Consider the following 24,494-nt stretch of genomic DNA (forward strand, 5'->3'; position numbering starts at 1 on the left):
TCTCCCCCGAGTCGGTGTGGGTACCGACGCCTGTTCGGCAGGCGTGCGGGAGTGCGGGGGAGGCGGTCGTGGTGACCGGAACCGGTGTGGTGGATGTGTCAGAGGGAGCCGAGGGGGCGGACCGGGGCGCGCGTCCGTTGCCCCGGGTGCGCGGCTTCGCCCAGTGGCCGCCGCAGGGATCGCCGAAGAAGGAGGGCAAGGCCCTCAGGGCGAGCGTGCCGCGCGACGCGCACCGCACGCTCGGCCCGGACTCCGCCCGCCCCGACGCGGTGAGCGCGGTGGCCGAGTCGAACGCGGGGCGGCTGCCCGAGCTGACCCCGATACGGGTGGGCCGGATGGCGGCCACCCCGTTCGCCTTCCTGCGCGGCTCGGCCGGGCTCATGGCGTACGACCTGGCCCGCACCCCCGTCACCGGGATCGCCACCCAGCTCTGCGGCGACGCGCACGCGGCCAACTTCGGCCTGTACGGCGACGCCCGCGGTGGCCTGGTCATCGACCTCAACGACTTCGACGAGACCGTGCACGGACCCTGGGAGTGGGACCTGAAGCGGCTCGCGGCCTCCCTGGTGCTCGCCGGGCGCGAGACCGGTGCCGACGAGGACACCTGCCGCGCGGCGGCACGGGACGCGGTCGGCGCCTACCGGCGCACCATGCGCCTGCTGGCCGCACTGCCCGTCCTGGACGCCTGGAACGCCATCGCCGACGAGGAACTGGTCTCCCACACCGACGCCCACGACCTGCTCGGCACGCTGGAACGGGTCTCGGAGAAGGCGCGGGGCAACACCAGCGGCCGGTTCGCGGCCAGGTCTACCGAGACGGTGGCGGACGGCGGGCGCCGGTTCGTGGCCGCCCCGCCGGTCCTGCGCGAGATCCCGGACGCCGAGGCGGCGGCCGTCGCGGCCTCCCTGGAGTCGTACGCCGGCACCCTCGGCGAGGACCGGCACCCGCTGCTCGCCCGGCACGCGGTCCACGACGTGGCCTTCCGGGTGGTCGGTACCGGCAGCGTCGGCACCCGGTCCTACGTCGTGCTGCTGCTGGACCACCGCGGGGAGCCGCTGGTGCTCCAGGTGAAGGAGGCGCGCCCGTCGGCGCTCGTCCCGCACCTGGTCACGGCCGGTTTCGAGGCGCCGCCGGTGGCGCACGAGGGGCGCCGGGTGGTCCTCGGGCAGAAGCGGATGCAGGTGGTGAGCGACGTTCTGCTGGGCTGGACGACCGTCGAGGGGCGGCCGTACCAGGTGCGGCAGTTCCGCAACCGCAAGGGCAGCGTCGACCCGGCCGCGCTCACCGCCGACCAGGTCGACGACTACGGCCGCATGACCGGCGCCCTGCTGGCCCGCGCCCACTCCCACAGCGCCGACCCGCGGCTGATCGCCGGGTACTGCGGGAAGAACGAGGAGCTGGACGAGGCGGTGGCCGGCTTCGCCGTCGCCTACGCCGACCGCACCGAGGCGGACCACGCCGACCTGGTCGCGGGCATCCGGGCGGGACGGATCGCGGCCGAGTCGGGGGTGTGATCGGGGTGTGAGGGCGCGACGGGGGTGTGAGGGGAGCGGGCCGGTTCCGCCACGACAAGCGGAATCAAGACTTCCCCTGGAGGTGCTGCCTCCCTGCGGGGAGAGCCCCACTGGTGTCCCCCGCGTGGTCACCCGGCGCGGTCCGGCCGGCCCGGCCCCCGGTGCGTGCCGGTCCGCGCGGGGCGCAGCGGCTAGTCTGGGCGGGTGACGACCCCGGAAGCCGATCAGTCCCAGGCGCCGCGTCCCGAGGAGCGGCTGGAACAGGCCGTACGGGCCGCCGAGCAGGCGTTGATCGAGTTCGAGATCGCCGTGGAGACCTACCGCGTCGAGGTCGAGAACTTCTCCCGCCTGCACGAGCAGCGCCTCGGCCCGCTCTACCTGCGTATCGAGGAACTCGACGCGGAGATCGCCGAGGCGAAGGCCGCCCGCACCCAGGACCCCGAGGACATCCGGCGGGCCGCTGAGGCCCGCGCCCACGTCCTGCCGATCCCGGGCGTGGAGGAGCTGCTGCACGGCTGGATGGACGGTGACGGCCTCTTCCCGGAGGCCGCGGCCATGCTCACCGACCAGGCGGTACGTCCCCCGCAGCGGGTACGGCCCAGCGAGGAGGCCCGCAAGCTCTACCGCGAGCTGGCCCGCAAGGCCCACCCCGACCTGGCGCAGGAGGACGAGGAGCGCAAGCGGCGCGAGGAGTTCCTCTCACGGGTCAACGCGGCCTACGCCCGCGGCGACGCGCCCCTGCTCAAGGAGCTGGCCGCGGAATGGGCGGCCGGCCCGGTGCCGCCCGAGCGGCGGCCGAGCCCCGCCGAGGAGCTGTACGCCCGCCTGGAGTGGCTGGCCCAGCGCAAGGAACTGCTCACCTACGTCGCCCGCGAGCTGGAGGACGGCGCCATCGCCGGCATGCTCCGCCTCGCCCCCGACGACCCGGACGGCCTGCTCGACGAGATCGCCGGCCGGCTGCGCGCCGACATCGCCGAGCGGGAGGCGGAACTGGCGGGCCTGCTGGGGCAGGCCTGAGCTGTTCCGTCCTGAGCCGTACCGTCCTGGGCCGCCCGGTCCTGTCCTTCGGGTAGCGTCGGAGTCATGAATATCGGAGCTGGTGTGCCCACGGTCCCGGTCACCGACCTCAAGGACGGCGACTTCCTGCTGGACGTCCGCGAGGACGACGAGTGGCAGGCGGGTCACGCCGAGGGAGCGCTGCACCTTCCCATCAGTGAGTTCGTGGCCCGGTACGGCGAGCTGACCGAGGCCGCCCCGCAGGACGGCCGCGTCCACGTCATCTGCCGCTCGGGCGGCCGCTCGGCCCAGGTGACCATGTACCTGGTCCAGCAGGGCATCGACGCGGTGAACGTCGACGGCGGCATGCAGCACTGGCACGCCAGTGGCCGTCCGGTGATCACCGACGACGGCAAGCCGGGCTTCGTCCTGTAACCGACCCGGACGGCCGTGATCGCGGTGCCGGGCGTGGTCAGCCGTGGGTCCGGTGCCGGCCCGGTCGGCCGTGGGTCCGGTGCCGCGGGTGGTCGGCCGTGGTCGCGGCGCCGGACGTGCTCAGCCGCGGTTTCCGGTGCCGTCCCGTCCACCGGTCCCGGTGCGGCGCCGGTCAGCGGTCGAAGTCCAGCTCCACCGTCTCCGTCAGTGGGTGCGACTGGCAGGCCAGCACGTACCCGGCCTCCGTCTCCTCCTTCTCCAGGGCGAAGTTGCGGTCCATGCGGACGTCGCCCGAGACCAGGAAGGCCCGGCACGTCCCGCACACCCCGCCCTTGCAGGCGTAGGGCGCGTCGGACCGGTTGCGCAGCACCGTCTCCAGCAGCGACTCGCCCTCCCGCACCGGCCAGGTGCCGCCGCGTCCGTCCAGCCGCGCGGTGACGGTGCTGTGCGCGGGAGCCGAGGCGGTGACCACCGTGGCGCTCCCCGCGTCCACGTGGAAGATCTCCTGGTGGATCCGCGACCGGTCCACGCCCAGCTCGCGCAATGCCCGTTCCGCGTCCTCGACCAGCCCGTACGGCCCGCAGAGGAACCAGCCCACCACCCGCTTCGCCGGCAGCAGCGCGGGCAGCAGCCCCACTAGCCGCTCCCGGTCCAGCCGGCCCGACGGCAGGCCCGCCTGCTGCTCCTCCCGGGAGAGCACGGTCACCAGCTGGAACCGTTCGGGGTAGCGGTCCTTCAGATCGGCGACCTCCTCCAGGAACATCGTCGAGGCGGCCGTGCGGTCGCTGCGTATCAGGCAGAACCGGGCCGCGGGCTCGCGCGCCAGCAGCGTGGTGACGATGGACAGCACCGGGGTGATGCCGCTGCCACCGACCACCGCCGCGTACAGCCCCGGCGCCGGGTCCAGGGTGAAGCGGCCCGCCGGGGTCATGACCTCCAGCTCGTCACCGACGGCGATCTCCTTCAGGGCGTACGAGGAGAAGGCACCGCCCTCGACCAGCCGCACCCCCACCCGCAGGGTGTCCGGGCCTCCGCCGGCCGGGTCGGGTGCGGGGGAGCAGATCGAGTAGGTGCGCCGGATCTCCGTGTCGTCGACCCGTCGGCGCAGCGCGAGATGCTGGCCGGGCCGGTGCCGGTACTCCTCGCGCAGCCCGGGCGGAACGCTGAGGGTGAGGGCGACGGAGTCGTCGGTGAGCGGGTCGACCGCGGCCACCGGGAGCGGGTGGAAGCGCGCCATCACAACTCCTTGAAGTGGTCGAACGGTTCACGGCAGGCCAGGCAGCGGCGCAGTGCCTTGCAGGCGGTGGAGGAGAACCGGCTCAGCAGCTCGGTGTCGGCCGAGCCGCAGTGCGGGCAGCGGACCGGCTCCGCCGCGCCCCGCGTGACGGTCCCGGTGCCGGTCTCCGTGCCGTGCGTGCGGGTCGGGCCGAGGGCCAGCGGGACCGGCCCCGAGGCGGCGTGCAGGCGCGGGGGTGCGATGCCGAACTCCTGGAGCTTGCGCCGTCCTTCGGGGGTGATGTCGTCGGTCGACCAGGCGGGCGTGAGCACGGTACGGACGGTCACCTCACGCATCCCGTGGGCGCGCAGGGCCCGTTCGATGTCGACGCTCATCGCCTCGACGGCCGGGCAGCCGGTGTAGGTCGGGGTCAGGTCGACGTCCACCGCGTCCGCGCCGCGCACCCGTACCGCGCGCAGTACACCCAGCTCCCGCAGGGTGAGCACGGGCAGTTCGGGGTCGGGCACCGCGCCGGCCAGCTCCAGCAGCTCCGCCTCCAGGGCGGTAGCGGTCACCATGACGCCCCCGGATGGCTGCGGTGCAGGTGCTGCATCTCGGCGAGCATCCGCCCGAACGATTCGGTGTGCAGGCCCTGCCGGCCGGCGCCGGCCGCCCAGGCCCCGGTGCGCGGTCCCTGGGGGACGGTGAGGGTGGCCCGGCCGAGCACGTCACCGACGTACTCCAGCCAGCGGGCCTCCAGCGCCGGCCAGTCGGCGTCCAGGCCCTCGACCGGCTGGAACATCTCCCCGGTGAACCGCCACAGCGCGTCGCAGGCCCGCTGCATCCGCTCGTGGCTGGTCGGTGTGCCGTCACCGAGCCGCAGCGTCCACTGCTCGGCGTGGTCGCGGTGGTAGGCGACCTCCTTGACCGCCTTGGCGGCGAGCGGCGCGAACGGGCCGTCCCCGGTCGACAGTTCCCCGTAGAGCAACTGCTGGTAGACGGAGAAGTACAGCTGGCGGGCGATGGTGTGCGCGAAGTCGCCGTTCGGCTGTTCGACGAGCTGGAGGTTGCGGAAGGCGCGCTCCTCGCGGAGGTAGGCCAGGTCGTCCTCGTCACCGGCGAGTGACAGCAGCACCCGCGCCTGGCCGAGCAGGTCCAGGGCGATGTTGGCGAGGGCGACCTCCTCCTCCAGGACCGGGGCGTGCCCGGCCCACTCCCCCAGGCGGTGGGAGAGCACCAGGGCGTCGTCCCCGAGGGCGAGCGCGGCGGTCACCGGGACGGCGGCCGGGCCGGTCGGGGTCACCGGGTCGGTGGCGGGGCCGGTGGCGGTCACAGGTGCTTCACCCCTTCCGGGATCGCGTAGAAGGTCGGGTGCCGGTAGGGCTTGTCGGCGGCCGGCTCGAAGAACGGGTCCTTCTCGTCCGGTGACGACGCGGTGATCGAGGCGGCCGGCACCACCCAGATCGAGACGCCCTCGCCGCGCCGGGTGTACAGGTCGCGGGCGTTGCGCAGGGCCAGCTCGGCGTCGGGGGCGTGCAGGCTGCCGGCGTGGGTGTGGGAGAGGCCGCGCCGGGAGCGCACGAAGACCTCCCACAGCGGCCAGTCGGTGGTGCTCATGCTCGCGTCGCTCCCGTCTCACCGGCGGTGCCGGTGTGCTTGGCCGCGTAGGCCGCGGCCGCTTCCCGTACCCATGCGCCCTCGTCGTGGGCGCGCCTTCGCTGGGTGATCCGCTGTTCGTTGCACGGGCCGTTGCCCTTGAGGACGTCCCAGAACTCGGTCCAGTCGATCGCGCCGAAGTCGTGGTGTCCCCGCTCCTCGTTCCACCGCAGGTCCGGGTCGGGGAGGGTGAGGCCCAGGGACTCGGCCTGCGGGACGCAGATGTCGACGAAGCGCTGGCGCAGTTCGTCGTTGGAGTGACGTTTGATCTTCCAGTCCATCGACTGTGCGGAGTGCTGGGACTCGTCGTCGGGCGGGCCGAACATCATCAGTGACGGCCACCACCAGCGGTCCACCGCGTCCTGTGCCATCGCGTGCTGCTCGGGGGTGCCGTTGCTCAGGGCCAGCAGCAGCTCGTAGCCCTGGCGCTGGTGGAAGGACTCCTCCTTGCAGATCCGCACCATCGCTCGGGCGTACGGGCCGTAGGAGCAGCGGCACAGGGGGACCTGGTTGGTGATCGCGGCGCCGTCCACCAGCCAGCCGATCGCGCCGACGTCGGCCCAGGTCAGCGTTGGGTAGTTGAAGATCGAGGAGTACTTCTGGCGGCCGGAGTGCAGCTTGCCGAGCAGCTCGTCGCGGCTGGTGCCGAGGGTCTCGGCCGCGCTGTACAGGTACAGGCCGTGGCCGGCCTCGTCCTGGACCTTGGCCATCAGGATCGCCTTGCGGCGCAGGGAGGGCGCGCGGGTGATCCAGTTGGCCTCCGGCTGCATGCCGATGATCTCGGAGTGCGCGTGCTGGGCGATCTGCCGGACCAGCGTCGCCCGGTAGGCGTCGGGCATCCAGTCACGCGGTTCGATGCGTTCGTCGGCGGCCACGGCCGCGTCGAAGGCGCTCTGGTAGGCCGTCGTGTCGACGGTGCGGGCGCCGTCCGCTTCCGTACGGGCCGTGCGCTGCGCGGCTGCTGTGGCCATGCGGTCCCCCTGACCTCGGGCTCTGCGGTGAGCACTGTCCCGATCGGGCCGTCACCATGTCCCGACCGATCGTTCGGTTCGTGCGCATCCATGGTGTGCCGGGCCGCCACGGGGTGTCAACCGCTGTGGAAAACTCGACCGGCCCCCTGTGGACAACGCCCACGAGCAGGCCGGGGACCGGCCTGGGCGGGCCCGGGCACGCTCGTTGAGACCGGCCGGGCGAGGCCGGACCCGCACCGCGTGGCGGTATCCACCCGTGCCGGGCCCCTACCCGGGGCTGTGCCCGGTGCCCGGGGCTGAGTACCGTTCCGTCGAGCGCCGAGAACGTGGCGCTCGTGAGGCATGCGACGCCTGTGCCGGGCGCGGCGCCACCGGGCCGTCCCGCTCAGCCGCACCGCTGGGCCGGGCGGCCGGGCCGTACGACCGGCCGGGCCGTAGGACCGAGCGGGACGCATGACCGAGCGGACGAACCGACCGAGCGGGACGACCGAGCCGACCGCATGAGCCGAAACGGGGGACGGGGCCACATGGACGCGTACGACGAGGACCCGAGGGGCCCGCGGGCCCCGGACGGGTCGGCCGGGACGCGTCTCCCGGAGGAGCCGCCGCAGCACGTGCCGCCCCCGCCCCGCGCCGGGGTCGCCGCGCTCTCCCCCCGCTACCAGGTGGGCGCGGCCGTGGCGCTCGCGGTGGTCGCCGTCGCCGCCTGCGTGCACGTGCTGATGGTGTTCCTCAGCCTCGCGCCCGCCAACACGGTGACCAAGCAGCACGGCAAGGCGATAGAGGAGTGGCTCTATCCGGAGTTCGAGCAGAACTGGAAACTGTTCGCGCCGAACCCGCTCCAGCAGAACATCGCCGTCCAGGTGCGCGCCCAGGTGCACCTGCGCGACGGCGGCGTGCGCACCACCGGCTGGACCGACCTCTCCGCCCAGGACGGCGCCGCCATCGACGGCAACCTGGTGCCCAGCCACACCCAGCAGAACGAGCTGCGCCGGGCCTGGGACTACTTCGCGGCCACGCACGGCGCCGACAACCGCCCGGTGGGCCTGCGCGGCTCTCTCTCCGAGCAGTACCTGCGGCGGATCGTGGTGATGCGCCTGTACCGCGACGATCCGACGAGCCGGGAAGGTGTGATCCAGCGCGTGCAGGTCCGCTCCAGCACGACCAACGTCCAGCCGCCGGCGTGGAGCCGCGAACGGGTCTCCGACAAGCCGGTCTACCGTCAGATGCCCTGGTGGTCCCTGACGGCCGACGAGGCGGCGGGGGGCGTGCGGTGAACGAGCTGTCCGTGACACTGTCACGCGGTGTCGCCCGGGTCACCGAGGCGGCCCTCGGCCCCTACCAGAGCGCCGTGATCCGGATCGGCTTCTCGCTGACCTGGCTGCTCTTCCTGCTGCGCGAGTTCCCCCACCGCCGGGAGCTGTACGGTCCCACCGGCCCGTGGGGCTGGAACCTCGCCAAGCAGCTGACGGCCGACAACCACGCCTTCACGGCGCTGCTGTGGTCCGACAGCCGGCTCTGGTTCGAGTGCTGCTACACGCTGGCGATCCTCGCGAGCGCCGCCCTGCTGCTCGGCTGGCGCACCCGGGCCGCCTCCCTGTTGTTCATGGTGGGTGTGCTGTCCCTCCAGAACCGCAGCGTCTTCGTCGGCGACGGCGGTGACAACGTCCTGCACCTGATGTCCTTCTACCTGGTGTTCACGCGCTGCGGCCAGGTGTGGTCCCTCGACGCGCGGCGCGCGGCCCGCGCCGCGGCGGCACGCGCGCGCGGCGTGCGCGTGGCCGCCGACCGGGTGGGGCCGGTGCTGTGGGCGGTGCTCGGCGCGGCGCTCGGCGCGGTCACGCTGACCGGCCGCTTCGACAACGGCTGGCTGATTCCCGCGCTGCTGTGGACGGCCTGGGCGGCGCTCGGCCTGTGGTGGGCCGCGGGCCGCCGACAGGCCTGGGACCAGCCCCGGATCCTGCTGGACGTCATCACCAACGTCCTGCACAACGGGGCCTTGGCCGTGATCATGGCGGAGGCCTGCCTGATCTACGCCACGGCCGGCTGGTACAAGATCCAGGGCTCGCGCTGGCAGGACGGCACCGCCGTCTACTATCCGCTCCACCTGGACTACTTCTCGCCCTGGCCCGGACTCGCCGACCTGATGTCCTCCAGCGGGACGATCATGATGGTCGCGGCCTACGGGACCGTCATGGTGCAGGTCGCCTTCCCGTTCACCCTGTTCAACCGGCGGGTCAAGAACGTCCTGCTGGTGCTGATGATGACCGAGCACGCGGTGATCGCGGTCGTCCTCGGCCTGCCGTTCTTCTCGCTGGCGATGATCGCGGCGGACGCGGTGTTCCTGCCGACGGGCTTCCTGCGCCGGCTGGGCGGCCTGGTGGCAGGCGCGCGGGCACGGCTCGTGCGGCGCGGCGGCCCTGCGGTGCCCCCGCCACGCTCTCCGGAGGAGGCCGCACCGGGCCGCGTAGGGTTCAGCGCATGACCGATCCCCTGGCCCGCTGGCGCGTGCACGCGGAGGACGCCGTGCTGCTCGACGGCTTCCACGCCCTGAAGCACGCGCTGCGCTTCGGGGCCGAGGTGCCGGTCGCGGTCACCACCGACCGGGAGGCCGCTCTCGCTCTCGCCGAGGAGTTGGCCGGGGACGTACGGGACACGCTGGCCGCCCTGCTGACGGAGGTACCCGGACCGGCGTACGCCGGCCTCGTCCCGCGCCCGCATCCCACCGGCGTGGCCGCGCTCGCCGTACGGCCCTCGCGCGCGGCCGGTCTGCGGGCGCTCGCCCGTACACCCCGCACCGCGCCCGTCGTGGTCCTGGACAACCCCCGCAACCTGGGCAACGCCGGTGCCGTGATCCGGCTGGCCGCCGGCTTCGGGGCCACCGGTGTGGTCACCACGGGCACGCTCGACCCGTGGCATCCGACGGTGGTGCGCGGCGGCGCGGGCCTGCACTTCGCGACCACCGTGGAACACCTCGACGTCGCCGACCTGCCCGCCGGCCCGCTGTTCGCCCTCGACCCGGAGGGCGAGGACATCCGCGGCACCCGGCTGCCCGACGACGCCGTCCTGGCCTTCGGCTCGGAACGCACCGGCCTCTCGACGGAGCTGCGGGCCCGCGCCGACCACCTGCTGCGCCTGCCGATGCGCCCTCAGGTCTCCAGCTACAACCTGGCCACCAGTGTGGCGATGACGCTGTACCACTGGAGCGCCAACGGCACCCCCGGGGACGCGCGCTAGCCGACTGCCCCGTGCCGGCCCGGCTGTGCGCACAGGGCGCACCCGGGCCGCCCGTCCGCTGTGACGGCCCGCGGCACCCGGCCGGTGAGGAGAGTGCGTCTACGCCTCCCGGCGGACCTCCACCACCCGGAAGCGGCCGGCCACGAACGCGCCGTCGCACAGGGCCGCGTTCGCCGCCGGGTTGCCGCCCGAGCCGTGGAAGTCGGAGAACGCGGCGGTCTGGTTGACGTAGACCCCGCCGGTCAGGTTCAGGGAGAGCTGGGCCGCCTCCTCCAGGCAGACCTCCTCGACGGCGCGCTCGGTGTCGGCGTCGGTGGTGTACGCGCCGACCGTCATCGCGCCCTTCTCCCGGACCGTGCGGCGCAGCAGTTCCACCGCGTCCGTCACCGAGTCGACGGCGACGGCGAAGGAGACGGGGCCGAAGCACTCGCTCATGTAGGCCGCCTCGTCGTCCGGCTTGGCGCCGTCGAGCTTCACGATGACGGGGGTGCGGACCACCGCGTCCGGGAACTCCGGGTTGGTGATCTCGCGGGAGGCCAGGGCGACCTCGCCGAGGCCGGCCGCCGCCTCCAGGCGGGCCTTGACGTCCGGGTTGACGATCGCGCCGAGCAGGGCGTTCGCACGCGCGTCGTCACCGAGCAGGCCGTCCACCGCGCGGGCGAGGTCGGCGGTGACCTCGTCGAACGTCCTGGGGCCCTGGTCGGTGGTGATGCCGTCCCGGGGGATCAGCAGATTCTGCGGGGTGGTGCACATCTGGCCGCTGTACAGGGACAGCGAGAACGCCAGGTTGGACAGCATGCCCTTGTAGTCGTCCGTGGAGTGCACGATCACCGTGTTGACGCCGGCCTTCTCCGTGTAGACCTGCGCCTGGTGGGCGTTGGTCTCCAGCCAGTCGCCGAAGGACGTCGACCCGGTGTAGTCGATGATCCTGATCTCGGGACGGGTGGCGAGGGTCTTGGCGACGCCCTCACCGGGGCGCTCGGCGGCCAGCGCGACCAGGTTCGGGTCGAAGCCGGCCCCGGCCAGCACATCCCGGGCGACCTGCACGGTCAGCGCGAGCGGCAGCACCGCGCGCGGGTGCGGCTTGACCAGGACCGCGTTGCCGGTGGCCAGGGAGGCGAACAGACCCGGGTAGCCGTTCCAGGTGGGGAAGGTGTTGCAGCCGATGACCAGGGCGATCCCGCGCGGGACCGGGGTGAACCGCTTGGTGAGGGTCAGCGGGTCCCGTTTGCCCTGCGGCTTGCTCCACTCCGCCGCGTCGGGCGTGCGGACCTGCTCCGCGAACGCGTACGCCACCGCCTCCAGGCCGCGGTCCTGGGCGTGCGGGCCGCCCGCCTGGAACGCCATCATGAACGCCTGGCCGCTGGTGTGCATCACGGCGTGCGCGAACTCGTGCGTGCGGTCGCTGATCCGCTTGAGGATCTCCAGGCAGACCACCGCCCGCACCTCCGGGCCGGCGTCCCGCCACGCCCGCTGTCCGGCCCGCATGGCCGGCAACAGCACGTCGATGTCCGCGTGCGGGTAGGTCACGCCCAGCTCGACGCCGTACGGCGAGACCTCACCGCCCACCCAGTCGTCCGTACCGGGCTGGCCGAGGTCCAGGCGGGTGCCCAGCAGGGCGTCGAAGGCGGCCTTGCCCGCCGCCGCGTCCAGGCTGCCGTGCTCGCCGTACGCCTTGGGGTGCTCGGGGTGCGGGGACCAGTACGCGCGCGTGCGGATCGTTTCCAGGGCCTGGTCGAGAGTGGGCCGGTGCTTCGCGGTCAACTCGTGCGCGGTCAGTTCGGCGGCCATGCGGGACCAACTCCTCGTCTGGAGAACTCTTCGTCGAGTTCACGACCTGGCAGAAAGAGCAGCGGGATGGGGCAGTCAGAGCTAGAGTAACCGAACGATCGGTCGGGACAAGGGGGTCCGCCGCATCTGTGGAAAACCCCGTGCGGGAGGATCGCGCACATGACAGCAATCGACCTCAGCAGCCCCGTGGCCGTCGTCGGCACCGGCACCATGGGCCAGGGAATCGCCCAGGTCGCGCTGGTCGCCGGCCATCCCGTGCGGCTGTACGACGCCGTCCCCGGGCGGGCCCGGGACGCGGCCGACGCGATCGGCGCGCGCCTCGACCGGCTGGTGGCCAAGGGCCGGCTCACCGACGCCGGCCGGGACGCGGCCCGTGCTCGCCTCCGGCCCGCGGACGGCCTCACGGAGCTGGCCGACTGCGCGCTCGTCGTGGAGGCCGTCCTGGAGCGGCTCGACGTCAAACAGCGGCTTTTCGGCGAGCTGGAGGACATCGTCGCCGAGGACTGCCTGCTCGCCACCAACACCTCCTCGCTGTCGGTGACGGCCGTCGGCGGCGCCCTGCGCCACCCCGGACGCTTCGTCGGCCTGCACTTCTTCAACCCGGCACCACTGCTGCCGCTGGTCGAGGTGGTCTCCGGGTCCGCCACCGACGTCACGTCGGCCACGCGCGCGTACGAGACCGCCCGCGCCTGGGGCAAGACCCCGGTGGCCTGCGCGGACACCCCGGGCTTCATCGTCAACCGCATCGCCCGGCCGTTCTACGCCGAGGCGTTCGCGGTCCACGAGGCCCAGGCCGCCGACCCCGCGACCGTCGACGCGGTCCTGCGCGAGTGCGGCGGGTTCCGGATGGGCGCGTTCGAGCTGACCGACCTCATCGGCCAGGACGTCAACGAGTCCGTCACGCACTCGGTGTGGCAGTCCTTCTTTCAGGACGTGCGCTTCACCCCGTCCCTGGCCCAGCGCCGGCTGGTGGAGTCGGGCCGGCTCGGCCGCAAGAGCGGGCACGGCTGGTACGACCACACCGAGGGTGCCGAGCGGCCCCGGCCGCACACCGCCGACCGGGAGCAGCCGCCCGCCCACGTCGTCGTCGAGGGCGGCCTGGGCCCGGCGGCCGGGCTGATCGAGCTGATCCGGGAGGCGGGCATCGAGGTCCGCGCGGAGGACGCGTACGACGACACCCGCCTGGTGCTCCCCGGCGGCGGCCGGCTGGTCCTCGCCGACGGCCGGACCTCCGTGGAGTCCCGGGACGTCGTCCACTTCGACCTCGCCCTGGACTACCGCACGGCCACCCGCATCGCCCTCTCCGCCTCCCAGGACACCTCGCCGCAGGCCCTCGCCGAGGCCACCGGCCTGTTCCAGGCGCTCGGCAAGGAGGTCAGCGTCATCGGTGACGTGCCCGGCATGATCGTCGCCCGCACGGTCGCCCGGATCATCGACCTCGCCCACGACGCCGTCGCCAAGGGCGTGGCCACCGAGGAGGACATCGACACCGCGATGCGCCTGGGCGTCAACTACCCGCTCGGCCCCTTCGAGTGGGACCGCAGGCTCGGCTCCGGCTTCGCCTTCGACATCCTGTACGAGATGCACGACCGCGACCCCTCCGGACGGTATGCGCCCTCCCTCGCGCTGTACCGCCACGCGTATGCCACCGACCAGCGGGAGGGCACCTCATGACCACGGCCAGGCGCGACACGTACACCCCCGAGACGCTGCTCGCCGTCGCCGTCCGCGTCTTCAACGAGCGCGGCTACGACGGCACCTCCATGGAGCACCTCTCCAAGGCGGCCGGGATCTCCAAGTCGTCGATCTACCACCACGTCAGCGGCAAGGAGGAACTGCTGCGCCGCGCCGTCAGCCGCGCCCTGGACGGCCTGTTCGCCATTCTGGACGAGGAGCACGCGCGCGTGGGGCGCCCCGCCGACCGGCTGGAGCACGTCGTGCGCCGCATGGTCGAGGTGCTGATAGCCGAGCTGCCCTATGTGACCCTGCTGCTGCGCGTGCGCGGCAATACCGCCACCGAGCGGTGGGCGCTGGAGCGGCGCCGCGACTTCGACCACCGGGTCGCCGAGCTGCTCAAGGCGGCCACCGCCGAGGGGGACGTGGGCGGCGACGTGGAGGTCCGCCTGGCCACCCGGCTGGTCTTCGGGATGATCAACTCGATCGTGGAGTGGTACCGGCCGGACCCGCGCGGCGCGAGCGCCCGTGACGTGTCCGACGCCGTCGTCCGGCTGGTGTTCTCGGGGCTGCGCCGCAGCTGACCTCAGCCGTCCGGCTCCAGGTCCTCCTCCTCGAAGACCAGCAGGGTGCGGGTGCTGAGCACCTCGGGGATCGCCTGGAGCCGGGTGAGCACCAGCTCGCGCAGCGCCTTGTTGTCGGGCGTGTGCACCAGCAGCAGCACATCGAAGTCACCGCCCACCAGCGCGATGTGGGAGGCGCCGGGCAGCAGTCTGAGCTGCTCGCGGACCGTGCGCCAGGAGTTCTGGACGATCTTCAGGGTGATGTACGCCGATGTGCTGTGGCCCGCGCGCTCGTGGTCGACGCGCGCGCTGAAGCCCCGGATGACCCCGTCCTCGACGAGCCGGTTGATGCGGGCGTAGGCGTTGGCGCGCGAGACGTGCACGCGTTCGGCGACGGACCGTATCGAGGCCCGGCCGTCGGCCTGGAGGATCTTCAGGATGTCCTGGTCGATGGCGTCGAGCGGACGGGCCGGCAGCAGGGCCCCCTCCTGCGGCCCGTCGGCCATTTGTTCAGGTCCCATGTCCCCCCGCTCGGTCGCCGTGGACGTCCTGCGTTCATTGCAGGCTGTGCAGAACCGTTTGTCCACAGCCTGACGGTGCCTGTAGCCAAAATGCGTCGGCGACCGAACAATCGGTTGGTGAGGCGGGTCACATCCGACACGCCTCCCGTAGCCGCTCCCACGAGGAGGTGCCGTCATGACGGTTCTGGAGCAGCGGGGCGCGTACCGGCCTTCGCCGCCGCCCGCCTGGCAGCCCCGTATGGACCCCGCGCCGCTGCTGCCCGACGCCGAGCCCTACCGCGTCCTCGGCACCGAGGCGGCCGCAGAGGCCGACCCGGACCTGCTGCGCCGGCTGTACACCCAGCTGGTGCGCGGGCGCCGCTACAACACGCAGGCCACCGCGCTGACCAAACAGGGCCGGCTCGCCGTCTACCCGTCCACCACCGGTCAGGAGGCCTGCGAGGTCGCCGCCGCGCTGGCCCTGGAGGAGCGCGACTGGCTCTTCCCGAGCTACCGCGACACGCTCGCCGTCGTCGCCCGCGGCGTGGACCCCGTGGAGGTGCTCACCCTGCTGCGCGGTGACTGGCACAACGGCTACGACCCCCACACCCACCGGGTGGCCCCGCTCAGCACCCCGCTCGCCACCCAGCTGCCGCACGCCGTCGGCCTGGCCCACGCCGCCCGCCTCAAGGGCGACGACGTGGTCGCGCTGGCCATGGTCGGTGACGGCGGCACCAGCGAGGGCGACTTCCACGAGGCGATGAACTTCGCCGCGGTCTGGCAGGCGCCGGTCGTCTTCCTGGTGCAGAACAACGGCTTCGCCATCTCGGTCCCGCTCGCCAAGCAGACCGCCGCGCCCTCCCTGGCCCACAAGGCCGTCGGGTACGGCATGCCGGGCCGGCTGGTCGACGGCAACGACGCCGCGGCCGTGCACGAGGTCCTCAGCGACGCCGTACGGCACGCACGCGCCGGCGGCGGTCCGACCCTGGTGGAAGCGGTGACGTACCGCATCGACGCCCACACCAACGCCGACGACGCCACCCGCTACCGCGGCGACGCCGAGGTCGAGGCCTGGCGCGCGCACGACCCGGTCCAGTTGCTGGAGCGCGAACTGACCACGCGCGGGCTGCTCGACGGGGCCGGGATCGAGGCCGCCCGGCAGGACGCCGAGACGATGGCCGCCGACCTGCGGGAACGCATGAACCGGGATCCCGAACTCCAGCCCATGGACCTCTTCGACCACGTCTACGCCGAGAGCACCGCGCAGCTGCGGGAGCAGCGCGCCCTGCTGCGGGCCGAGCTGGAGGCCGAGCAGGAGCAGCACGGCACGCAGGAAGGCGACGCCCGATGACCACCGTGGCCGTCAAGCCCGCCACCATGGCGCAGGCCCTCACGCGCGCGATGCGCGACGCGATGGCCGCCGACCCCGCCGTGCACGTCATGGGCGAGGACGTCGGCACCCTCGGCGGTGTCTTCCGGGTCACCGACGGGCTCGCCAAGGAGTTCGGCGAGGACCGCTGCACCGACACCCCGCTCGCCGAGGCCGGCATCCTCGGCACCGCCGTCGGCATGGCCATGTACGGCCTGCGGCCCGTGGTGGAGATGCAGTTCGACGCCTTCGCCTACCCGGCGTTCGAGCAGCTGATCAGCCATGTGTCCCGGATGCGCAACCGCACCCGCGGCAGGATGCCCCTGCCGATCACCGTCCGCGTCCCCTACGGCGGCGGCATCGGCGGCGTCGAGCACCACAGCGACTCCTCCGAGGCCTACTACATGGCCACCCCGGGCCTGCACGTCGTCACACCGGCGACCGTCGCCGACGCCTACGGACTGCTGCGCCGGGCCATCGCCTCCGACGACCCGGTCGTCTTCCTGGAGCCCAAGCGGCTGTACTGGTCGAAGGACGCCTGGAATCCCGAGCAGCCCACGGACGTCGAACCCATCGGCCGGGCCGTGGTCCGGCGGCCGGGCCACAGCGCCACGCTCATCACCTACGGCCCCTCGCTCCCGGTCTGTCTGGAGGCGGCCGAGGCCGCCCGGGCCGAGGGCTGGGACCTGGAGGTCGTCGACCTGCGCTCGCTGGTGCCGTTCGACGACGAGACGGTCTGCGCGGCCGTCCGGCGCACCGGACGCGCGGTCGTCGTGCACGAGGCCACCGGGTTCGGCGGCCCGGGCGGGGAGATCGCGGCCCGGATCACCGAGCGCTGCTTCCACCACCTGGAGGCGCCGGTGCTGCGCGTGGCCGGGTTCGACATCCCGTATCCGCCGCCGATGCTGGAGCGGCACCACCTGCCCGGCGTCGACCGCATCCTGGACGCCGTGGCCCGGCTGCAATGGGAGGCCGAGGGCTGATGGCCCAGGTACTGGAATTCAAGCTGCCCGACCTCGGCGAGGGACTCACCGAGGCGGAGATCGTGCGCTGGCTGGTCCAGGTCGGTGACGTGGTCGCCGTCGACCAGCCGGTGGTCGAGGTCGAGACGGCCAAGGCGATGGTCGAGGTGCCCTGCCCCTACGGCGGCGTGGTCACCGCCCGCTTCGGCGACGAGGGGGCCGAAGTGCCCGTCGGTGCCCCGCTGCTGACGGTGGCCGTGGGGGAAGCGACGGCGGAACCCGAGGGCTCCGGAAATGTCCTGGTCGGCTACGGCACCCAGGCACCGGCGGCACGGAGGCGCCGGGTCAGGACGGCGACGACCGGGACGGTGACCGGGACGGGCACGGCGACGGCAGGTACGACGACCGGGCACAGCGAGGACGGAGGCCCCGGACAGGGCGCCGGTTCTGGGCACGGCGCCCACAACGGGCAGGCCGCGGCGCGCGGGAATGCCTCGACGGGCGTCCACGCACGCGTGGCCACCACGGCACCCGCACCCACCCCCGTGACCGCCCCGCCCCCCGCGTCCGCCGACGGGCCGGTCCCCGTGATCTCGCCCCTCGTGCGCCGGCTCGCCCGTGACAACGGGGTGGACCTGCGGCAGCTGGCCGGCTCGGGGCCGGACGGACTCATCCTGCGCGCGGACGTCGAGGGCGTGCTGCGGGCCGAGGCCGGGCGGGCACCGGCGGCCGAGGAGACGGCCGTAGGCGTGCCCGCCGTGGCCCCGGCCGGGGGCGAGGTCCGCGTTCCGCTCAAGGGAGTGCGCGGTGCCGTCGCGGACAAGCTCTCCCGCAGCCGCCGGGAGATCCCCGACGCGACCTGCTGGGTCGACGCCGACGCGACCGAGCTGCTGCGTGCCCGCGCGGCGGTCAACGCGGCCGGGGGCCCGAAGATCTCCCTCCTCGCGCTGCTCGCCCGCATCAGCACGGCCGCCCTGGCCCGGTTCCCCGAGCTGAACTCCTTCGTCGACACCGACGCCCGCGAGGTCGTCCGGCTCGACCGCGTCCACCTCGGGTTCGCCGCCCAGACCGAACGCGGACTGGTCGTACCGGTGGTCCGGGACGCCCACGCGCGAAACGCCGAGTCGCTGACCGCCGAGTTCGCCCGCCTCACCGAAGCGGCCCGTGCGGGAAAGCTCACGCCGGGGGAACTCACCGGCGGCACCTTCACCCTGAACAACTACGGGGTGTTCGGCGTCGACGGATCCACCCCGATCATCAACCACCCCGAGGCGGCCATGCTCGGCGTCGGCCGCATCGTCGCCAAGCCCTGGGTGCACGACGGCGAGCTGGCCGTCCGTCAGGTCGTGCAGCTCTCGCTCACCTTCGACCACCGGGTGTGCGACGGCGGCACGGCGGGCGGCTTCCTGCGGTACGTGGCGGACTGCGTGGAACAGCCGGCGGTGCTGCTGCGCACCCTGTGAGCGCGTCTCGTGGACGCACCCCGCGAGACACGTGAGCGCACCCCGTGCGAGGTGAGCAGGCGCACGGTGTGACGTACGCCAACACCGGAAGGAGAAGCCGGCAGGACATACTCGGAGGGTGACCGACACCACCCCCGCCACGCCCGGGGCGCCCGCGCCGTACGACGCCGTCGTACTGGCCGGCGGCGGCGCCCGGCGGCTCGGCGGGGCCGACAAACCCGGTCTCCGGGTCGGCGGCCGTACGCTCCTGGACCGGGTGCTCGCGGCCTGCGCGGGCGCCCGGACGACCGTCGTGGTGGCCGCGCCCCGGCCCACCGTCCGGCCGGTGCGCTGGGCGCGCGAGGAGCCGTCCGGCGGCGGACCGGTCGCCGCGCTGGCGGCCGGCCTGCGGCTCACCGCCGCCGCGCACACCGTCGTCCTCTCCGCCGACCTGCCGTTCCTTCAGCAAGCCACCGTCCAGCGGCTGCTTACCGCCCTTCGGGACACCGGCGCCGACGGTGCGCTGCTCACCGACGCCGACGGCCGTGAGCAGCCGCTCGTGGCCGCCTACCGCACCGCCGCGCTCCGCCGCGAGCTGACCGCCCTCGCCGCCACGCCCGACGGCCTCTCCGGGCTGCCCCTGCGCCGGCTGACGGGCGCCCTCCGCCTCACCCGCGTCCCGGATGCGCAGGCGTCCTTCGACTGCGACACCTGGGACGACATCGCCCATGCCAGGGCACACATCAGGGAGCATGGGCACGTGTTGGACGAATGGATCTCCGCAGTCAAGAACGAGCTGGGCATCGACCTGGACGTCGACACCGGCGCCCTGCTCGACCTGGCCCGTGACGCCGCGCACGGCGTGGCCCGGCCCGCCGCCCCGCTGACCACGTTCCTCGTCGGTTACGCCGCGGCCCAGGGCCTGGGCGGCCCCGAGGCCGTCGCGGAGGCCACCCGCAAGGCCGCCGCGCTGGCCCTGCGGTGGGCTGAGGAGAGCGACGGGGGCACGGAAGAGAACAGCGGGGGCCCGAGCGCCCCGGACGCCGGATGACCGCCCCCGGCACCCGGGCCCAGGCGGCCGCCGAGGATGACGACGACCTCGACGTCGAGGAGGCCCTGGCCCTCGTGAGGGAAGCCCCCCGGGAAGCCGGGGACGACAGCGAGGGCCACGCGCCCGTCCCGGCCCCGCCGCCGTCCGGCGGACAGCCCGCCGAGCGGCACGGGGCCACGGCCTGGCCCCGGGCCCGCGAGATCGCCGCCCGCGCCGCCCGCCCCCCCGCCCCGAACAGCACAGCGGCGCCCGCCGGTGCCCGCCGCACCCCCGTCTCCGTCCCACTCGGTGACGCCCTGGGACTGGTCCTGGCCGCCCCCCTCGACGCGCTGACCGACCTGCCCTCCTTCGACACCTCCGCGATGGACGGCTGGGCCGTCGCCGGACCCGGCCCCTGGCAGGTACGGGCCGAGGGCGTGCTCGCCGGGCACGCCCAGCCCGAGCCGCTGACCGACGGCGAGGCGGTCCGTATCGCCACCGGCGCCCGCATCCCCGCCGACACGACCGCCGTCCTGCGCGCCGAGCACGGCCGTACCGACGCCCAGGGCCGCCTGCACGCCACCCGCGACATGCTCCACGGCCAGGACATCCGCCCCCGCGGCCAGGAGTGCCGCAGCGGTGACCAGCTGCTGCCCGTCGGCACCCTGGTCACCCCGGCCGTCCTGGGCCTGGCCGCAGCGGCCGGATACGACACGGTCACCGCCGTACCCCGCCCCCGGGCCGAGGTCCTCGTCCTCGGCGACGAGCTGCTGACCGGGGGACTCCCGCACGACGGGCTCATCCGGGACGCGCTCGGCCCCATGCTGCCGCCCTGGCTGCGGGCGCTCGGCGCCGAGGTCGTCGCCGTACGCCGGCTCGGTGACGACGCCCGGGCGCTCCGCAAGGCGGTCACCTCCTCCGGCGCCGATCTCATCGTCACCACGGGCGGCACCGCGGCCGGACCCGTGGACCACGTCCACCCGGTCCTGGAACGCATCGGCGCCGAACTCCTCGTCGACGGCGTCAAGGTGCGCCCCGGCCACCCGATGCTGCTGGCCCGCACCAAGGAGAACCAGCATCTCGTCGGGCTGCCCGGCAACCCGCTCGCCGCCGTCTCCGGCCTGCTCACGCTCGCCGAGCCGCTGCTGCGCACCCTCGCCGCCCGTCCCGCCCCCGAGCCGTACACGCTGCCGCTGCGGGAGGCGGTGCACGGGCATCCGTACGACACCCGGCTCGTCCCCGTGGTGCTGCGTGGTGACCATGCCGTACCGCTGCACTACAGCGGCCCGGCCATGCTCCGCGGTATCGCCGCGGCCGACGCGCTGGCCGTCGTACCGCCGGGCGGGGCCCGGCAGGGCGAGGAGACGGAGCTGCTGGACCTGCCGTGGGCGACCGCCGGCATCGGGGTGTGTTTCACGTGAAACTTCCGGGTCAGGACGCCATCGCCCGCCAGGCGGGCGAGCATCTGGCGACCCATCGGGTGAGACTCCCCAGAAAAGTCGTGGAGCGGCCCATCCGCCAGGTCGTCGAGCGGCTGTTCATGGCCCTGCTGGTGCTGGTCGTCACCGCGTTAGTCGTCTACGCCGGCCACGACGGCTACCACGACGACTCCGACGGCTCGGTGGACCTGCTCGACGCGTTCTACTACGCGACCGTCACCCTCTCCACCACCGGGTACGGCGACATCACCCCGGTCAGTGACAGCGCCCGGCTCACCAACATCTTCGTGATCACACCCCTGCGCGTGCTGTTCCTGATCATCCTGGTCGGCACCACGCTGGAGGTCCTCACCGAGCGCACCCGGGAGGAATGGCGCCTGAACCGCTGGAGGTCCACCTTGCGCGACCACACCGTCGTCGTCGGCTTCGGCACGAAGGGACGGTCGGCCGTCCAGACCGTCTGCGCGACCGGGCTGAGGAAGGAACAGGTGGTCGTCGTCGACCCCAGCGCCAAGGCGGTCGACGCGGCCACCGCCGAGGGCTACGCCGGTGTCATGGGCGATGCCACCCGCAGTGACGTGCTCAGGCGGGCGGAGGTGCACCGGGCCCGGCAGATCATCATCGCTCCGCAGCGCGACGACACCTCCGTCCTCGTCACGCTGACCGCCCGCCAGCTCAACCGCGGCGCCAAGATCGTGGCCGCGGTGCGCGAGGAGGAGAACGCCCCGCTGCTCAAGCAGTCCGGAGCGGACGCGGTCATCACCAGCGCCAGCGCGGCCGGCCGGCTGCTGGGGCTCTCCGTGCTCAGCCCCGCCGCCGGGATGGTGATGGAGGACCTGATCCAGCAGGGCAGCGGGCTGGACATCGTCGAACGGCCGGTCGTCCGCGGCGAGGTCGGCAGGAAGCCGCGCGAGACGGACGACCTCGTGGTCAGCGTCGTCCGCGGACACCGCGTGCTCGGCTACGACGATCCGTCGCTCGGCACCCTCCAGCTGACGGACCGGCTCATCACCATCGTCCGCGTCACGCCCGGCGCCCGGACCACCCCGGACACCCGCCCCCTCCCACACGGGTGACGGAGCCCACGGGGGGTAGCGTCACCCGCATGCATGCGATCACGATTCCCCAACCTGGCGGTCCCGAGGCTCTGGTGTGGGACGAGGTCCCCGATCCGGTGCCCGGCGAGGGCGAGGTGCTGGTCGAGGTGGTGGCCAGCGCCGTCAACCGCGCCGACATCATGCAACGGCAGGGCTTCTACGACCCGCCGCCCGGCGCTTCCCCTTATCCCGGCCTGGAGTGCTCCGGCCGGATCGCCGCGCTCGGCCCCGGGGTGTCCGGCTGGTCCGTCGGGGACGAGGTGTGCGCGCTGCTCGCCGGCGGCGGCTACGCCGAGAAGGTCGCCGTACCGGCCGGACAGCTGCTGCCCGTCCCCCGGGGCGTCGACCTCCGGCAGGCCGCGGCTCTGCCCGAGGTGGCCTGCACGGTCTGGTCCAACGTGTTCATGGTCGCCCACCTGCGGCCCGACGAGACGCTGCTGGTGCACGGCGGCTCCAGCGGCATCGGCACCATGGCGATCCAGCTGGCCAAGGCCCTCGGTGCCAGGGTCGCGGTGACCGCCGGCACGAAGGAGAAGCTGGACTTCTGCGCCGAGCTGGGCGCCGACGTGCTGATCAACTACCGCGAGCAGGACTTCGTCGCCGAGATCAAGGAAGCCACCGACGGCGCGGGCGCCGACGTCATCCTCGACAACATGGGCGCCAAGTACCTGGACCGCAACGTCCAGGCCCTCGCCGTCAACGGGCGCCTCGCCATCATCGGTATGCAGGGCGGCACCAAGGGCGAGCTGAACATCGGCGCGCTCCTGGCGAAGCGTGCCGCGGTCAGCGCCACCTCGCTGCGCGCCCGTCCGCTGGACGAGAAGGCGACCATCGTCGCCGCCGTACGCGAACACGTGTGGCCGCTGCTCGCCGACGGTCACGTCCGCCCGGTCGTCGACCGCGAAGTGCCGATGCCCCAGGCTTCCGAGGCCCACCACCTGGTGGAGGCGAGCGGCCACATCGGCAAGGTGCTCCTGGTGGCGCCGTAACGGAAAGCGGCCGGCGGACGGCTGGGGCGGGATCCGAGCGGGACCGGGGAGCCCCGGTGGCCCCGGGAGTCAGGTTCTGCGCAGTCTCAGGCCCAGGAGGGCCAGGGCCAGACCCAGGCCGATGAGGACCAGGCCCGTGCCCAGCGGAAGGATCCGCAGGACCGGCTCCGTGGGGCCCTCGCCCTGCTGGACCGCCTGCCGGGCCGCGGGCCGCAGCGAAGGCCTGGCGGGGTCGAGTCCGGCTTCCTCGGGCGGCGGTGAGGCCGTCGGCGTTCCGTCCGGTACGTCCGCCGTCTCCCGCTCCTGTGCCCGCGCGGCCTCGGTGTCGGGCTCGTCGCCCTCCACCTCGGCGGCGGGCCCGTCCGGCCGGCCCGGCCGTATCCGTCCCTCACCTGCCCGGCTGCCCGCACGGGACGGCTCGGCGGCGAGGCGGGCGGAGACCGAGGGGCGGACCGACGCCGAAGCCGAGTCGGACGGCATGGGGACGACGGCGGCCGGTGGCTCGCCGGCGGGCGGGTCCGGGTCGCGCACGCCGGGCGCGGGCCCGAGGGCGGCGGCCGTGGCGGAGCCGGGGAGGCCGTGACCCGGCCGTCCGTGGCCCGGGCCGTCGCCGCCGGGCTCGTCCCCGCCCGGATGCCCGAGGCCCGGTGCCGCGGCGCCCGGCAGTGCCGGCCCCCGCTGGTCCCGGTGCCCCGGAGCGGACGGGCGGACGGGGCCCCGCTCGCCGGCGTGGGCGGACGTGGCGCCGTACGCGACGGTGGCGCCGTACGCCGGCAGGGCCGCCGCCGCGAGGAAGAGCAGCAGCCGGACGCAGCGGAGTGCGAGGCGCAGGCATGGAGCCACGTCGGTGACCTCCCGGAGCCCAGGTGTCGTGACCGATGGAAACCCGACGGGGACAAGCCTCACATTCGTCGGCCGGCAGGGCATTCCGGATTGCGCCATCAGGTCTAAACGGCGGATCAGCCACCCGGGGGGGCACCACGGTGGTGAGGTGGCGGTGTGCGAGAGAATGGCGGTATGGAGATGCCGAGGAACGAACGGTCGCCGGAGAATCCCCAGATCCTCGTCGTGGGGCAGGACGGGGCGGCGCTCGGTGGCGGCGGGGACGAGGACTCCCGCGAGACCCCGGTGACGGAGATGGTGGAACAGCCGGCCAAGGTGATGCGGATCGGCAGCATGATCAAGCAGCTCCTGGAGGAGGTGCGGGCGGCTCCCCTCGACGAGGCCAGCCGGGTGCGCCTGAAGGAGATCCACGCCAGCTCGGTGAAGGAGCTGGAGGACGGCCTGGCGCCGGAGCTGGTCGAGGAACTGGAACGGCTCTCCCTGCCGTTCACCGACGAGGTGACCCCGAGCGACGCGGAACTGCGGATCGCGCAGGCACAGCTGGTGGGCTGGCTGGAGGGTCTCTTCCACGGGATCCAGACGACGCTGTTCGCCCAGCAGATGGCCGCGCGGGCCCAGCTGGAGCAGATGCGCCGCGCCCTTCCGCCGGGCGTGTCCGGTCCCGACGGGCTGGGTGACGACCCCCGCGGCGGCGCCCACACGGGCGGACCGTACCTGTAGGCAGCCCACCCGGCCCGGCCACGAGGTCACGGGTCACGACATCCGAAGGG

24 protein-coding genes are annotated in these 24,494 nt (G+C 73.7%); 16 read left to right on the plus strand and 8 right to left on the minus strand.

All coding sequences use genetic code 11. The features are described 5' to 3' along the window. Window positions 1-86: 86 nt before the first annotated feature. From AB0F03_RS12730 to AB0F03_RS12740, 3 genes are all read left to right on the plus strand, one after another. Complete coding sequence (locus tag AB0F03_RS12730; RefSeq protein ID WP_361989999.1) at window positions 87-1,514, plus strand: DUF2252 domain-containing protein; 1,428 nt, start codon at window positions 87-89, stop codon at window positions 1,512-1,514. A 204-nt stretch (window positions 1,515-1,718) separates the two neighbouring features. Beyond that, complete coding sequence (locus AB0F03_RS12735; RefSeq protein ID WP_361989710.1) at window positions 1,719-2,531, plus strand: hypothetical protein; 813 nt, start codon at window positions 1,719-1,721, stop codon at window positions 2,529-2,531. Between the two features lie 84 nt (window positions 2,532-2,615). After that, window positions 2,616-2,945 (plus strand): rhodanese-like domain-containing protein, encoded by a 330-nt coding sequence (locus AB0F03_RS12740; protein WP_361990002.1) that lies wholly within the window; start codon window positions 2,616-2,618, stop codon window positions 2,943-2,945. A gap of 172 nt (window positions 2,946-3,117) precedes the next feature. Here the strand turns inward: AB0F03_RS12740 and AB0F03_RS12745 are convergent, their stop codons facing one another. From AB0F03_RS12745 to paaA, 5 genes are read right to left on the minus strand one after another with little or no spacing between them, the layout of a single operon-like run. Further along, complete coding sequence (locus AB0F03_RS12745; protein ID WP_361989712.1) at window positions 3,118-4,182, minus strand: 2Fe-2S iron-sulfur cluster-binding protein; 1,065 nt, start codon at window positions 4,180-4,182, stop codon at window positions 3,118-3,120. Continuing rightward, entirely contained in the window at window positions 4,182-4,739 is a 558-nt protein-coding gene (gene paaD, locus AB0F03_RS12750) for a 1,2-phenylacetyl-CoA epoxidase subunit PaaD (protein ID WP_361989715.1), read from the minus strand. Before paaD ends, AB0F03_RS12745 begins: the two co-directional genes overlap by 1 nt. Further along, complete coding sequence (gene paaC, locus AB0F03_RS12755; protein ID WP_361990005.1) at window positions 4,733-5,434, minus strand: 1,2-phenylacetyl-CoA epoxidase subunit PaaC; 702 nt, start codon at window positions 5,432-5,434, stop codon at window positions 4,733-4,735. The genes paaD and paaC overlap by 7 nt, the downstream gene beginning before the upstream one ends. Before the next feature lie 56 nt (window positions 5,435-5,490). Then, window positions 5,491-5,778 carry a 1,2-phenylacetyl-CoA epoxidase subunit PaaB gene (paaB, locus tag AB0F03_RS12760; protein WP_356819018.1) on the minus strand — a complete coding sequence of 96 codons (288 nt, stop codon included), beginning with the start codon at window positions 5,776-5,778 and terminating at the stop codon, window positions 5,491-5,493. Then, on the minus strand, window positions 5,775-6,788 hold the full coding sequence (paaA, locus tag AB0F03_RS12765; RefSeq protein ID WP_361989718.1) for a 1,2-phenylacetyl-CoA epoxidase subunit PaaA: 1,014 nt from the start codon (window positions 6,786-6,788) through the stop codon (window positions 5,775-5,777). Before paaA ends, paaB begins: the two co-directional genes overlap by 4 nt. Before the next feature lie 527 nt (window positions 6,789-7,315). Between paaA and AB0F03_RS12770 the strand changes: the two genes are divergently transcribed. The 3 genes from AB0F03_RS12770 to AB0F03_RS12780 are packed head-to-tail and all read left to right on the plus strand — an operon-like array spanning window position 7,316 to window position 10,025. Further along, window positions 7,316-8,065 carry a DUF5819 family protein gene (locus AB0F03_RS12770; protein WP_361989721.1) on the plus strand — a complete coding sequence of 250 codons (750 nt, stop codon included), beginning with the start codon at window positions 7,316-7,318 and terminating at the stop codon, window positions 8,063-8,065. Further along, entirely contained in the window at window positions 8,062-9,273 is a 1,212-nt protein-coding gene (locus AB0F03_RS12775; protein WP_361989724.1) for an HTTM domain-containing protein, read from the plus strand. Before AB0F03_RS12770 ends, AB0F03_RS12775 begins: the two co-directional genes overlap by 4 nt. Then, on the plus strand, window positions 9,270-10,025 hold the full coding sequence (locus tag AB0F03_RS12780) for a TrmH family RNA methyltransferase (RefSeq protein ID WP_361989726.1): 756 nt from the start codon (window positions 9,270-9,272) through the stop codon (window positions 10,023-10,025). The genes AB0F03_RS12775 and AB0F03_RS12780 overlap by 4 nt, the downstream gene beginning before the upstream one ends. Before the next feature lie 99 nt (window positions 10,026-10,124). Here the strand turns inward: AB0F03_RS12780 and paaN are convergent, their stop codons facing one another. Continuing rightward, entirely contained in the window at window positions 10,125-11,816 is a 1,692-nt protein-coding gene (paaN, locus tag AB0F03_RS12785) for a phenylacetic acid degradation protein PaaN (protein ID WP_361989729.1), read from the minus strand. Window positions 11,817-11,975: 159 nt separating this feature from the next. Here paaN and AB0F03_RS12790 point away from each other — a divergent pair, with 159 nt between their 5' ends. Beyond that, a complete protein-coding gene (locus AB0F03_RS12790; RefSeq protein WP_361989732.1) occupies window positions 11,976-13,490 on the plus strand; it encodes a 3-hydroxyacyl-CoA dehydrogenase in 1,515 nt (504 codons plus the stop codon). Further along, on the plus strand, window positions 13,487-14,074 hold the full coding sequence (locus AB0F03_RS12795) for a TetR/AcrR family transcriptional regulator (RefSeq protein ID WP_361989735.1): 588 nt from the start codon (window positions 13,487-13,489) through the stop codon (window positions 14,072-14,074). The genes AB0F03_RS12790 and AB0F03_RS12795 overlap by 4 nt, the downstream gene beginning before the upstream one ends. Window positions 14,075-14,076: 2 nt before the next feature. Here the strand turns inward: AB0F03_RS12795 and AB0F03_RS12800 are convergent, their stop codons facing one another. Further along, window positions 14,077-14,559, minus strand: coding sequence for an Lrp/AsnC family transcriptional regulator (locus AB0F03_RS12800; protein WP_361990007.1), 483 nt, complete (start codon window positions 14,557-14,559; stop codon window positions 14,077-14,079). Between the two features lie 190 nt (window positions 14,560-14,749). Between AB0F03_RS12800 and pdhA the strand changes: the two genes are divergently transcribed. The 7 genes from pdhA (at window position 14,750) to AB0F03_RS12835 (ending at window position 22,881) form a co-directional block, all read left to right on the plus strand. Then, window positions 14,750-15,904, plus strand: a complete 1,155-nt coding sequence (pdhA, locus tag AB0F03_RS12805) for a pyruvate dehydrogenase (acetyl-transferring) E1 component subunit alpha (RefSeq protein ID WP_361989738.1) — start codon at window positions 14,750-14,752, stop codon at window positions 15,902-15,904. After that, a complete protein-coding gene (locus AB0F03_RS12810; protein ID WP_361989741.1) occupies window positions 15,901-16,905 on the plus strand; it encodes an alpha-ketoacid dehydrogenase subunit beta in 1,005 nt (334 codons plus the stop codon). The genes pdhA and AB0F03_RS12810 overlap by 4 nt, the downstream gene beginning before the upstream one ends. After that, window positions 16,905-18,347 (plus strand): dihydrolipoamide acetyltransferase family protein, encoded by a 1,443-nt coding sequence (locus AB0F03_RS12815; RefSeq protein WP_361989744.1) that lies wholly within the window; start codon window positions 16,905-16,907, stop codon window positions 18,345-18,347. The genes AB0F03_RS12810 and AB0F03_RS12815 overlap by 1 nt, the downstream gene beginning before the upstream one ends. A gap of 118 nt (window positions 18,348-18,465) precedes the next feature. Further along, window positions 18,466-19,377, plus strand: a complete 912-nt coding sequence (locus AB0F03_RS12820; protein ID WP_361989747.1) for an NTP transferase domain-containing protein — start codon at window positions 18,466-18,468, stop codon at window positions 19,375-19,377. Next, complete coding sequence (locus AB0F03_RS12825) at window positions 19,374-20,777, plus strand: molybdopterin molybdotransferase MoeA (protein WP_361989750.1); 1,404 nt, start codon at window positions 19,374-19,376, stop codon at window positions 20,775-20,777. Before AB0F03_RS12820 ends, AB0F03_RS12825 begins: the two co-directional genes overlap by 4 nt. After that, the gene (locus AB0F03_RS12830; protein WP_361989753.1) at window positions 20,774-21,871 is read left to right on the plus strand and encodes a potassium channel family protein; all 1,098 of its coding nucleotides are present in this window, start codon (window positions 20,774-20,776) and stop codon (window positions 21,869-21,871) included. The genes AB0F03_RS12825 and AB0F03_RS12830 overlap by 4 nt, the downstream gene beginning before the upstream one ends. Window positions 21,872-21,900: 29 nt before the next feature. Further along, window positions 21,901-22,881 carry an NAD(P)H-quinone oxidoreductase gene (locus tag AB0F03_RS12835; protein ID WP_361989755.1) on the plus strand — a complete coding sequence of 327 codons (981 nt, stop codon included), beginning with the start codon at window positions 21,901-21,903 and terminating at the stop codon, window positions 22,879-22,881. A 69-nt stretch (window positions 22,882-22,950) separates the two neighbouring features. Here AB0F03_RS12835 and AB0F03_RS12840 read toward each other — a convergent pair whose 3' ends face one another. Then, window positions 22,951-23,724, minus strand: a complete 774-nt coding sequence (locus AB0F03_RS12840; protein WP_361989758.1) for a hypothetical protein — start codon at window positions 23,722-23,724, stop codon at window positions 22,951-22,953. Between the two features lie 174 nt (window positions 23,725-23,898). Here AB0F03_RS12840 and AB0F03_RS12845 point away from each other — a divergent pair, with 174 nt between their 5' ends. Beyond that, on the plus strand, window positions 23,899-24,444 hold the full coding sequence (locus AB0F03_RS12845) for a bacterial proteasome activator family protein (protein ID WP_361989760.1): 546 nt from the start codon (window positions 23,899-23,901) through the stop codon (window positions 24,442-24,444). The last annotated feature ends 50 nt before the right edge of the window (window positions 24,445-24,494 follow it).

This window comes from Streptomyces sp. NPDC028722 (assembly GCF_040637655.1).
In the GTDB taxonomy this organism is placed as follows: domain Bacteria; phylum Actinomycetota; class Actinomycetes; order Streptomycetales; family Streptomycetaceae; genus Streptomyces.

Bases quoted from the DNA above. Each gene is read 5' to 3' on its own strand.
- AB0F03_RS12745 (WP_361989712.1), bottom strand. From the start codon at position 4,182: ATGGCGCGCTTCCACCCGCTCCCGGTGGCCGCGGTCGACCCGCTCACC.
- paaD (WP_361989715.1), bottom strand. From the start codon at position 4,739: ATGGTGACCGCTACCGCCCTGGAGGCGGAGCTGCTGGAGCTGGCCGGC.
- paaB (WP_356819018.1), bottom strand. From the start codon at position 5,778: ATGAGCACCACCGACTGGCCGCTGTGGGAGGTCTTCGTGCGCTCCCGG.
- paaA (WP_361989718.1), bottom strand. From the start codon at position 6,788: ATGGCCACAGCAGCCGCGCAGCGCACGGCCCGTACGGAAGCGGACGGC.
- AB0F03_RS12770 (WP_361989721.1), top strand. From the start codon at position 7,316: ATGGACGCGTACGACGAGGACCCGAGGGGCCCGCGGGCCCCGGACGGG.
- AB0F03_RS12780 (WP_361989726.1), top strand. From the start codon at position 9,270: ATGACCGATCCCCTGGCCCGCTGGCGCGTGCACGCGGAGGACGCCGTG.
- paaN (WP_361989729.1), bottom strand. From the start codon at position 11,816: ATGGCCGCCGAACTGACCGCGCACGAGTTGACCGCGAAGCACCGGCCC.
- AB0F03_RS12790 (WP_361989732.1), top strand. From the start codon at position 11,976: ATGACAGCAATCGACCTCAGCAGCCCCGTGGCCGTCGTCGGCACCGGC.
- AB0F03_RS12795 (WP_361989735.1), top strand. From the start codon at position 13,487: ATGACCACGGCCAGGCGCGACACGTACACCCCCGAGACGCTGCTCGCC.
- AB0F03_RS12800 (WP_361990007.1), bottom strand. From the start codon at position 14,559: ATGGCCGACGGGCCGCAGGAGGGGGCCCTGCTGCCGGCCCGTCCGCTC.
- pdhA (WP_361989738.1), top strand. From the start codon at position 14,750: ATGACGGTTCTGGAGCAGCGGGGCGCGTACCGGCCTTCGCCGCCGCCC.
- AB0F03_RS12810 (WP_361989741.1), top strand. From the start codon at position 15,901: ATGACCACCGTGGCCGTCAAGCCCGCCACCATGGCGCAGGCCCTCACG.
- AB0F03_RS12815 (WP_361989744.1), top strand. From the start codon at position 16,905: ATGGCCCAGGTACTGGAATTCAAGCTGCCCGACCTCGGCGAGGGACTC.
- AB0F03_RS12825 (WP_361989750.1), top strand. From the start codon at position 19,374: ATGACCGCCCCCGGCACCCGGGCCCAGGCGGCCGCCGAGGATGACGAC.
- AB0F03_RS12835 (WP_361989755.1), top strand. From the start codon at position 21,901: ATGCATGCGATCACGATTCCCCAACCTGGCGGTCCCGAGGCTCTGGTG.
- AB0F03_RS12845 (WP_361989760.1), top strand. From the start codon at position 23,899: ATGGAGATGCCGAGGAACGAACGGTCGCCGGAGAATCCCCAGATCCTC.